The organism is Achromobacter sp. UMC46, from assembly GCF_014170335.1.
Classification (GTDB): domain Bacteria; phylum Pseudomonadota; class Gammaproteobacteria; order Burkholderiales; family Burkholderiaceae_B; genus Achromobacter.
In genome coordinates, this window is sequence record NZ_LZZS01000008.1 from 25578 (window position 1) to 35260 (window position 9683).

Sequence of the window (9683 nt, forward strand, 5' to 3'; positions counted from 1 at the left end):
GTCCGTATCCCGCTAACGATCCACAATGTCGCGCCGTGGCTGTCCGGCCTTAATTCGCCTGGTCCTTGCCCGGGTCTTCCGCCAGTACTTGCGGCGTGGGGTAGCTGGGTTGCGGCGTGTTCACGGGTTCGATGCGCAGCGGCTGGTGGACGCGGCTGGGCGGCACCAGCGAACCGGGGGCGTCCGGGTTGGTCCACAGCGGGTCCGGGATCTCGGCGAAGACCTGGCGCAGGCGTTCGCCCCAGGTGCCGCGGATCATGCGGAAGTACTCGTTGTTCTCGTCGATGCTGGCGAAGTGCGTGACGCGCAGCGCGTTCGTGTCATAGACCAGCAGGTCCAGCGGCAGGCCCACGGAAATGTTCGAGCGCAGCGTGGAGTCCATCGAGATCAGCGCGCACTTGGCGGCCTCGTCCAGCGAGGTATCGGGGCGCAGCACGCGGTCCAGGATGGGCTTGCCGTACTTGGCTTCGCCGATCTGGAAATACGGGCATTCCTGGCTGGCCTCGATGAAGTTGCCCGCCGAATAGATCTGGAACAGCCGGCAGCGCTCGGTGCCGATCTGCCCCCCAAAGATCATGCTGACGTTGAAGTCCACGCCTTGCTCGTGCAGGGCGGGGGCTTCGCGTTGATAGACCTCGCGCACGGCAGCGCCGACGCAGCGGGTGGCCTCGAACAGGTCGGCCGCGTTCCAGATCGTGTCGCCGCCTTCGTCGTGCTGGCGGGTCAGCGCATGCAGCACGGCCTGGCTCACCGCCAGGTTGCCGGACGACATCAGGACCATGACGCGCTCGCCGGGGCGCTCGAAGACGGTCATCTTGCGGAAGACGCTGATCTGGTCGACGCCGGCGTTGGTGCGGGAGTCGGACAGGAAAACCAAGCCGGCGTCGAGGCGGGCTGCTACGCAGTAGGTCATGATCGAAAATTTGGAAAAACCACGCCGCATTGTATTGCGGCGCGGGTTCGGCCGTTACTGCTGCCCGGAAGTCTGGACCTGCACGTTGATCTCCATGGATTCCTCGCCGCCGCCGGTGCGCACGCCGCGCACCGGCGAGGCCGAATCGTAGTCGCGCGCCACGGCCAGCCGGCAATGGCTGTCCGAGGCGAACTGGCGGTTGGTGATGTCGACGCTGGTCCAGCCGATGTCGGACAGCCAGACGTCGGCCCAGGCGTGGCTGGCCGAGTGTTCCGAGGTCGTGTACACGTAGCCGCTGACATAGCGGGCCGGCACGCCCAGGCCGCGCACGCAGGCCAGGAACAGGTGGGCATGGTCCTGGCAGACGCCATGCCCCATGACCAGCACCTGGTTCGCCGCGGTGGTGACGTCGGTGGTGCCGGGTTCGTAGGCGACCCGGTCGCTGATGGCGTTGGCCAGCGCCAGGATGTCGTCGGGCGTGGTCAGGCCGTTGGGCAAGACCTCGCGCACGAAGGCCATGATCGTGTCGTCGGCCTGCGTCAGCGGCGTCTGCACGCAATAGGCGTGAACGGGCAAGCGGCTGTCTTCGCCGCCCAGCACGCCGCGCACAAGCGGCGCGACCTGCACCTGCCCGACCACGCGCAGCTCGATGTCGGTATGCGGATGATTCAGGGTCAGCGTATGCGTGATGTTGCCGTAGGCGTCCACCTGCTTTTCCAGCCCGCCGGGCGCGTCGATGTTCCAGCGCAGCACGCGCTGATGCTCGTCGTCGCGCGGCGTCAGGCGCAGCGTCTGGATGCTGTAGGTGACCGGCGCGGTGTAGCGGTAGTGGGTGACGTGGGTGATGAACTGTTTCATGGCTGTCTCCGAGTTAAGCCGACAGCGGGACCAGGAAGTCCTGGCTGATCCGGTTGCCCAGGTCGTTGATGCGGTCCAGGAAGTGGTCCAGGTACTGGTGCAGCCCGCTATCCAGGATGTCTTCGACGCGCCCGTATTGCAGTTCGGCGCACAGCATGCCGGCGCGCCGCTCGGTCTCGGTCGAGCGCTGGTTGGAGACGCGCGCCAGGTCGTCGGCCACCGCCCGCATCGACGCCAGCAGCGAACGTGGCATGTCGCCGTGCAGGATCAGCAGCTCGGCGACGCGGTCGGGCGTGATCACGTCGCGGTACACCTTGCGGTAGATCTCCAGCCCGGACACCGAACTCAGCAGCGCCGACCAGCGGTAGAACTCGCTTTGCAGCGCGGCGGTGCCGGTGGGTTCGGCGCGCATGTCCTGCGACCCGCTCTGCGAGCCGTTCTGTGCCCCGTTCTGCGCGGCATTGCTGCCGCGTTCGTGGAATTTCACGTCCAGCATGCGCGCGGTGTTGTCCGCCCGTTCCAGATGCATGCCGATGCGCAGGAAGTACAGTGCTTCGTCCTCCAGCATCGTGCCGATGGTGACGCCGCGCGCCAGGTGCGAGCGGAACTTCACCCATTCGAAGAATTCGCCCGGATTGCGTTCCAGCAGGCCCGTGTGCAGATGCTTCAGCAGTTCAAGCCAGGTGGTGTTGTAGGTCTCCCAGACTTCGGTCGTCAGGCTGCCGCGTACCGCGCGCGCGTTTTCGCGGGCGGCCCGCATGCACGAATAGATGGACGACGGGTTCTCGGGATCGCGCACCATGTACTGCAACACGTCATGGGGCGAGATGGCGGCGTACTTGCTCTGGTACAGGCCCTGCAGTTCGGAAATGCGCAGGACGCCCAGCCACGAGCCTTCGCGCGTCTGCGTGTCTTGCGGCAGCAGCGACATCTGCAGGTTCACGTCCAGCATGCGGGCGGTGTTTTCGGCGCGTTCGGTGTAGCGGCACATCCAGAACAGGTTGTCGGCGGTTCGGCTCAGCATGTTCAGTCCTCCAGAACCCAGGTGTCTTTGGTGCCACCGCCCTGGCTGCTGTTGACCACCAGCGAACCTTCGGTCAGCGCCACGCGGCACAGGCCGCCGGGGACCGTGCGGATGTCTTTGCCGCACAGCACATAGGGGCGCAGGTCCACATGCCGTGGCGCGACGCCCGATTCCACATAGGTCGGGATGGTGGATAGCGCCAGCGTCGGCTGCGCGATGTAGTTGGCGGGGTTGGCGCGCACGCGGTCCTTGAACGCGTCGACCTCGGCGCGCGTGGACGACGGGCCCACCAGCATGCCGTAGCCGCCCGCGCCGTGCACCTCCTTCACCACCAGGTCGTGCATGTTCGCCAGCACGTGGGACAGCTCGTCCGGCCGGCCGCAACGCCAGGTCGGCACGTTCGACAGAATGGGTTCTTCGCTGAGATAGAACCGGATCATGTCCGGCACGTATAGATAGGTGGACTTGTCGTCGGCGATGCCGGTGCCGATGGCGTTGGCGAGCGTGACGCGGCCAGCGCGGTACACCGACAGCAGCCCGGGCACGCCCAGCGCCGAGTCGGCGCGAAACGACAAGGGGTCAAGGAAGTCGTCGTCCAGCCGGCGGTAAATCACGTCCACCTTGCGCGGGCCCTGGGTGGTGCGCATGTAGACGGTGTTCTGCTCGACGAACAGGTCTTGCCCTTCCACCAGTTCCACGCCCATCTGCTGGGCCAGGAACGCGTGTTCGAAATAGGCAGAGTTGTACATGCCGGGCGTCAGCACCACCACGGTGGGGTCGTCGCCGCCGTGCGGCGCGACTTCGCGCAGGTTGTCCAGCAGCAGGTCGGGATAGTGCGCCACCGGTTCGACCTTGATGCGGTTGAACGCGTCCGGCATCAGCCGCATCGACATCTTGCGGTTCTCAAGCATGTAGGACACGCCGGAGGGCACGCGCAGGTTATCTTCCAGCACGTAGAACTCGCCCGCGCCCGCGCGCACGATGTCCACGCCGGCGATGTGGCAGTAGATGTCTTCCGCCACGTCCACGTCCTGCATTTCGGGGCGGTACTGGGCGTTCAGGAACACCTGTTCGGCCGGCACGATGCCGGCGCGCACGATGTCGTGGCCGTGATAGATGTCGTGGATGAACATGTTCAGCGCGCGCACGCGCTGTTTCAGGCCGGCCTCCAGGTGACGCCATTCGTCGGCGGGGATGACCCGGGGGATCAGGTCGAAAGGAATCAGGCGTTCAGTGCCGGCGGCGTCGCCGGCGACCGAAAAGGTGATGCCGACGCGGCGGAAACTCAGGTCGGCTTCGAGCCTTCGCACGGCCATGGCTTCGGCCGATTGCTCTTGGTGCCAGCGCTCGAAGGCCTGGTATTGGGAGCGGACGCCGCTGGCGCTGTCGCGCATTTCGTCAAAAGCGGCTGGACGGGATGATCTGTCCTTCATGGCTCCTCCGATGCTGGGTGCTGCGGCCAGCCGGCAGGCGGCGGCCTTGCACACGGTCATTACCCGGCCGATGCGTGGCCGGTCCTAAAGAATAAGCAACCCCCGTGCCAGCTTTTCGGGCAAGCGGCGGCCTTGGGCACAATATCCTCCCAAGGGCGCCGAAACGCCATCCCCCGCCCCGCGTAATGCGCCCGCGCCCGTTATGCACCATATTGGTGCGCGCGGCCGGGCCACCGTGGTGCCTCAGTTCATCCGGAACGTGTGCAGCGTCGTGCCGCCGGCGCCGCCCTGTTCCAGCGGCGCATGCGGCACCCAGCCGTCCTGGGTCAGCACGGCGTCCAACGGGAAGTCGTGGGCGGCCGGCACATAGTCGGCATCCAGCTCGCCGCAGCTCCAGGCGATGCCGATCGTGATGAAGGGGTGGCCCCGTTCGCGCAACGCCGCCAAGGTGCGGTCGTAGTAACCGGCGCCGTAACCCAGGCGGTCGCCGTGCTCCGTGTAACCGAGCGTCGGCACCAGGACGACGTCGGGCAGCACGTCGGCGCCTGCCACCGGTTCCTGGATGCCGTACGGGCCGGCGCGCAGTTCGGCGTCGGGCGTCCAGGGCAGGAACGCCAGCGGGGTGTTGCGTTCGCGCACCACGGGCAGCGCCACGGCCACGCCGTTCTCCACCCATTGCGACAGCAGCGGGCGCAGGTCGGGCTCGTCCGCCATGGGCCAGAAAGCGGCGACGGTGGCGGGCGCCGGACGGCCGGCGCGGGCCGCTTCGTCGCGCGCCACGTTCAGCCAGGTGAACAGGCGCGCACGCATCAGCAGACCGCCCCGGCTGCGCTGGTCTTCGGGCATTTCGGCACGCAGTTTCCGCAATCGCGTGCGGTGCTGGACTGCGGTATCCTCTGGAGTATTTTGCGTAGTCATGCAGTGGCTGTGATGGGGGTGGACAATGAAGGCGAACATGCTGGAATCGGGCATGCGGGTGGTCGGCATGCCGGCGTACAGGGCCGGTGTATGACGGCAAATGAGGGACACGGCATGACACAGCTTCTGCAAGTCCGACGGTATCAGAAAACCGGCTTGAAATCCCCGCGCGGCGCCGTCGCGCCGGACCCCCGCTCCGGCCTGCGCCGCTGGCTGCCTTTGCTGGCCCTGTTCACCGCCGCCTGTGCCCCGGTCGATGCGCAACAGCGCAGCGCCGCCGTCAATCCGCAGCCGCAGCCCGCCGTTCAGGCGGCGCAACCGATCATCGCGGTGCCGCCCGCCGTACTGGCGGGCTTGCCGCCCACGGCCGACACGCCGGCCTTGGCCGCCGTGGTCGCCGCGCGCGAAGCCATGAACCGCAAGCAGTGGTCCGTGCTGGGTGCGATGGTGCCGCAGGCCAAGTCCGACACCCTGGGCATGTACCCGGAGTATTGGCTGCTGCGCTATCAGCTCTGGACCCCGCCCGCCACCGGCCGGCCCACCGCCGACCTGCAACGTTTCATCAGCAGCAACGGCGACGCCTATCTGGCCGACCGCCTGCGCGGCGACTGGCTGCTGGCCGCGGCCCGCAGCGGCGATTTCGAAACCGTGCGCAAACTGGCGCCCGTGAAGAACAGCAACGCCCAGATCGAATGCGCCGTCCTGGACGCCAAGCACATGACCGGTCAGCGCGCCACGGCGGCGCAGGCCACGGCGGTGTTCGCGCCCGGCAGCGCCTGCTGGGCGCTGTACGACCAGTTGGTGGCCGACGGCATCCTTGGCTGGGAACAACTCGAGCCGCAGCTGCGCGACGCCATCGAAGCTGACAAGACGACGGATGCGCGCAAGCTCGTCCAGTACATGTTCGAGGCGCGCGACATCAAGACCTACGACGTCCTGATGAAGGACCCGATGAAGTGGCTGACGCGGCAGGACCGCATGCCGGTGGGCCGCAACGAGAAAGAACTGGTGACTATCGCGCTGGCCCGTCTGGCGCGTTCGGACGTCAGCGTGGCCGATTCCTACTTGCGCCGCGAATGGGCCAAGTCCATGTCCAAGCCGAACCTGGCCTGGGTTCGCGGGCAGTACGCGCTGATGGCCGCCTTGAAGCTGGATAGCCGCGCCGACGACTGGTACCACGAAGCCGGCCACATCCGCATGACGGAATACAACGCCGGCTGGAAGGTGCGCGCCGCGTTGCGCCAAGCGAAGATCGATTGGAAGTGGGTCATCGAATCCATCGACGAGATGCCCGCGTCGCAGCGCAACGACACGTCGTGGGTGTACTGGAAAGCGCGCGGCCTGGCCGCCACCGGCCGCAAGGACCAGGCCAACGCCCTGTACGCCGGCATTGCCGACCGCTTCGATTTCTACGGCCAGTTGTCCGCCGAGGAACTGGGCCGCCGCATCGACGTGCCCCCTCGTCCGGCGCCCGTCAGCGACCGCGAAATCGCCGAGGCCCGCGCCAACCCCGGTCTGCAGCGCGCCGTGCAGCTGTTCCGCCTGGGCTGGCGCGGCGAAGCCGTGCCCGAATGGAACTTCACGTTGCGCGGCATGAGCGACCGCCAACTGATCGCCGCCGCGGAACTGGCCCGCGCCGAAAACATCTACGACCGCGTGGTCAATACGTCCGACCGCACGGAAAAGGAATTCGATTTCAGCCAGCGCTTCATCGCGCCGTTCGAAGGCCGCGTCACCGCGAAGGCCAACGCCATCGCGCTGGACCCGGCCTGGGTCTACGGCCTGATCCGCCAGGAATCGCGCTTCATCATGGACGCGCGTTCGCACGTGGGCGCGTCCGGCCTGATGCAGTTGATGCCGGCCACCGCCAAATGGGTCGCGGGCAAGATCGGCATGACCGATTTCACCCCGTCCAGCGTCAACGACTTCGACACCAACACGGTGCTGGGCACCAACTACCTGAACATGGTGCTGCGCGACCTGAACGGGTCGCAGATGCTGGCCAGCGCGGGTTATAACGCGGGTCCGCGCCGGCCGCACAACTGGCGTTCGACGTTCACGCATCCGGTCGAAGGCGCCATCTTCGCCGAGACCATCCCGTTCAACGAAACGCGGACCTACGTGAAGAACGTGATGTCCAACTCCGTTTATTACGCGGCGATGTTCAGCGGGCAATCGCAGTCGCTGAAGGAACGGTTGGGCAACATCGTGCCGCTGGGCGCCGAGAGCACATCGGTCCCATGACGCGGGATCCGGCCATCGACGGCTTGCAGGTCTATATCGTGGGCGGGGCGGTGCGCGATGCGCTGCTTGGCCTGCCGCCGGGCGACCACGACTGGGTGGTGGTCGGCGCCACGCCGGAAGACATGGTCCGCCGCGGTTTCATCCCGGTCGGCGGCGATTTTCCGGTGTTCCTGCACCCGCGCACCAAAGAGGAATACGCGCTGGCGCGCACCGAACGCAAGTCCGGCCGCGGCTACAAGGGGTTCACGTTCTATACCGGCGCCGACGTGACGCTGGAAGAAGACCTGCGCCGCCGCGACCTTACCGTCAACGCAATCGCCCAGACGCAGGACGGCCAACGCGTCGACCCCCTGGGCGGCGAGGCCGACGTGCGCGCACGCGTGTTCCGCCACGTGGGCGAAGCGTTCCAGGAAGACCCGGTGCGCATCTTGCGGCTGGGCCGGTTCGCGGCGCGCTTCGACGATTTCACCGTGGCGCCCGAAACGCTGGCGCTGTGCCGGCGCATGGTCGAGGCCGGCGAGGCCGACGCGCTGGTGGCCGAACGGGTCTGGAAAGAACTGTCGCGCGGGTTGATGGCGAAGAAGCCGTCGCGCATGCTTGGCGTGCTGCAGGATTCCGGCGCGCTGGCTCGGGTGATGCCCGAACTGCAAGGGGTGGACGAAGTCGGCGCCGATGTGGATCGCGCCGCGGCGTTGTCGTTGTCGCTGGCGGGGTGTTACGCCTTGCTGTGCCGGCTGACGCCCGAACGCGAGGCCCTTGGCCGGCGCATGCGCGTGCCCACCGAATGCAACGACTACGCGCGCTTGCTGCCCGAGGTGCTGGCGGGTCTGGATGCGGCTGAAGCAGGCGGTCCGGACGCGCAGCTGGCGCTGATGGAACGCGCGGACGCGCTGCGCAAGCCCGAGCGGTTCTTCGATCTCTTGAAGACGGCTTCAGTGCTGCAGCCCGTGGACATGGCGGCGTGGCAGGCGCGCGCGGACGCCGTGCGCGGTGTGGATGCGGGGGCGATTGCCAAGGTCTGCGCGGGCGATCCGGCCCGCATCAAGGACAGCGTGCGCCAGGCGCGGCTGGATCGGCTGCGGGCGGGCTGAAACCGGCTGCCTGGCCCCGCAAAGCCGCGAGGCTACAGCTTGCCCAGCCTGTCGCCGCGCGAGAACCCGGCCAGCGGCGCAGTGATCCCCCTGCCGACAGCCAGCACCTTGAAGAGTTCGCCCATTTCGGCTTCCGACAACAGCTTCTGAACGGGCGCTACGGCTTGCGCGTACTGCTGCGCATTCGACGGGTCCAGTTGCGCCAGCAAGTCCATCAGCCCGGCGTTCATCAGGAAGCGGGCCTGCGACGTGTAGCCCAGCACCTGCAGTCCGGCGTCCAGCGCCGCGTCGGCCATGGCGGTGAAATCCACATGCGCGGTGATGTCCTGCAGGCCCGGGGCCGTGAAGGGATCGCCATGCGCGTGGTGCCGCAAGTGGCACATGAGCGTGCCGCCCGCACGCTGCGGATGGTAGTACTCGCTGCGCGGAAAACCGTAGTCCACCAGCAGCGCCGCGCCGCGTTCCAGCCAACTGCCCATTGCGGCGATCCAGGCCTCGCCTTGCAGATTGATTTCCGACACGTAGCCGGGCAGCGCCGGCATGCGCGCGGCAACGGCCGAAGCCAGGGCAGGCGGGGCAGGGCGGTCTTCCCAGACGAAGCCGCCATTCGCATCCAGCGCCACGCCGCGTTCCTGCACGGCGCCGGCGGCATCCCACGAGAACAGCGATACGGGCATCGCGTCCAGCACTTCGTTGGCCAGCACGCAGCCGGCGAACGCATGGGGCAGCGCGTCCAGCCATTGCACGCGGTCGCCGAACGGCGCCAGCCGCGCCGCCTGGCGGGCGCGCAGGTCGGCGGACACTTCGAGGATCAGGTATCGCGTCTGGTCCAACCCCATCGTGTCCAGCTCGCGCAGCACGCCTTCGGCCAGCGCGCCCGTGCCCGCGCCGAATTCCAGCACGGCCTGCGTCTGCGTCTGGGCCAGCACCTGGGCCGCCTGGCGGGCGATCGTGCGGGCGAACAACGGCGTCAGTTGCGGCGCGGTGACGAAGTCGCCGGCGGGCGTCTTGGCGTCGTCGTCCCCATCGGCCAGCTTGACGTTGCCGGCGGCGTAATAGCCCAGGCCGGGCGCATACAGTGCTTCCGCCATCCAGTGGTCGAACGGCAGCCAGCCGCCGTTGGCCGCGATCGCGGCGCGCAGGTGTGCCGCGGCGGCATCGCTGTGTTCCTGGGCGGCGGCGGACAGGGGGGGGGGTTGGCG

At 67.6% G+C, this 9683-nt stretch carries 8 protein-coding genes; 2 read left to right on the forward strand and 6 right to left on the reverse strand.

Annotated elements, in window-relative coordinates; all coding sequences use genetic code 11:
- Positions 1-49 precede the first annotated feature (49 nt).
- The 5 genes from A9973_RS12175 to A9973_RS12195 all read right to left on the reverse strand — a co-directional run bounded on the left by A9973_RS12175 (position 50) and on the right by A9973_RS12195 (position 5146).
- Entirely contained in the window at positions 50-913 is an 864-nt protein-coding gene (locus A9973_RS12175) for a proteasome-type protease (RefSeq protein WP_183014031.1), read from the reverse strand.
- 54 nt (positions 914-967) lie between these two features.
- Positions 968-1771, reverse strand: coding sequence for a transglutaminase family protein (locus A9973_RS12180; protein ID WP_183014032.1), 804 nt, complete (start codon positions 1769-1771; stop codon positions 968-970).
- A 13-nt stretch (positions 1772-1784) separates the two neighbouring features.
- Positions 1785-2795 carry an alpha-E domain-containing protein gene (locus A9973_RS12185; protein WP_183014033.1) on the reverse strand — a complete coding sequence of 337 codons (1011 nt, stop codon included), beginning with the start codon at positions 2793-2795 and terminating at the stop codon, positions 1785-1787.
- 2 nt (positions 2796-2797) lie between these two features.
- Positions 2798-4228, reverse strand: a complete 1431-nt coding sequence (locus tag A9973_RS12190; protein ID WP_183014034.1) for a circularly permuted type 2 ATP-grasp protein — start codon at positions 4226-4228, stop codon at positions 2798-2800.
- 243 nt (positions 4229-4471) lie between these two features.
- Positions 4472-5146 carry a 5-formyltetrahydrofolate cyclo-ligase gene (locus A9973_RS12195; RefSeq protein WP_183014035.1) on the reverse strand — a complete coding sequence of 225 codons (675 nt, stop codon included), beginning with the start codon at positions 5144-5146 and terminating at the stop codon, positions 4472-4474.
- A gap of 114 nt (positions 5147-5260) precedes the next feature.
- Between A9973_RS12195 and A9973_RS12200 the strand changes: the two genes are divergently transcribed.
- The gene (locus A9973_RS12200) at positions 5261-7390 is read left to right on the forward strand and encodes a lytic transglycosylase domain-containing protein (protein ID WP_183014036.1); all 2130 of its coding nucleotides are present in this window, start codon (positions 5261-5263) and stop codon (positions 7388-7390) included.
- Positions 7387-8481, forward strand: a complete 1095-nt coding sequence (locus A9973_RS12205; protein ID WP_183014037.1) for a CCA tRNA nucleotidyltransferase — start codon at positions 7387-7389, stop codon at positions 8479-8481. Before A9973_RS12200 ends, A9973_RS12205 begins: the two co-directional genes overlap by 4 nt.
- A gap of 32 nt (positions 8482-8513) precedes the next feature.
- Here the strand turns inward: A9973_RS12205 and A9973_RS12210 are convergent, their stop codons facing one another.
- Positions 8514-9668: a class I SAM-dependent methyltransferase gene (locus tag A9973_RS12210; protein ID WP_255469134.1), complete on the reverse strand. Its 1155-nt coding sequence runs from the start codon at positions 9666-9668 to the stop codon at positions 8514-8516.
- Positions 9669-9683: the final 15 nt, after the last annotated feature.

Excerpts from the sequence above, each read along its gene's own strand:
- A9973_RS12175 (WP_183014031.1), bottom strand. The coding sequence starts at position 913 with ATGACCTACTGCGTAGCAGCCCGCCTCGACGCCGGCTTGGTTTTCCTG.
- A9973_RS12180 (WP_183014032.1), bottom strand. The coding sequence starts at position 1,771 with ATGAAACAGTTCATCACCCACGTCACCCACTACCGCTACACCGCGCCG.
- A9973_RS12185 (WP_183014033.1), bottom strand. The coding sequence starts at position 2,795 with ATGCTGAGCCGAACCGCCGACAACCTGTTCTGGATGTGCCGCTACACC.
- A9973_RS12190 (WP_183014034.1), bottom strand. The coding sequence starts at position 4,228 with ATGAAGGACAGATCATCCCGTCCAGCCGCTTTTGACGAAATGCGCGAC.
- A9973_RS12195 (WP_183014035.1), bottom strand. The coding sequence starts at position 5,146 with ATGACTACGCAAAATACTCCAGAGGATACCGCAGTCCAGCACCGCACG.
- A9973_RS12200 (WP_183014036.1), top strand. The coding sequence starts at position 5,261 with ATGACACAGCTTCTGCAAGTCCGACGGTATCAGAAAACCGGCTTGAAA.
- A9973_RS12205 (WP_183014037.1), top strand. The coding sequence starts at position 7,387 with ATGACGCGGGATCCGGCCATCGACGGCTTGCAGGTCTATATCGTGGGC.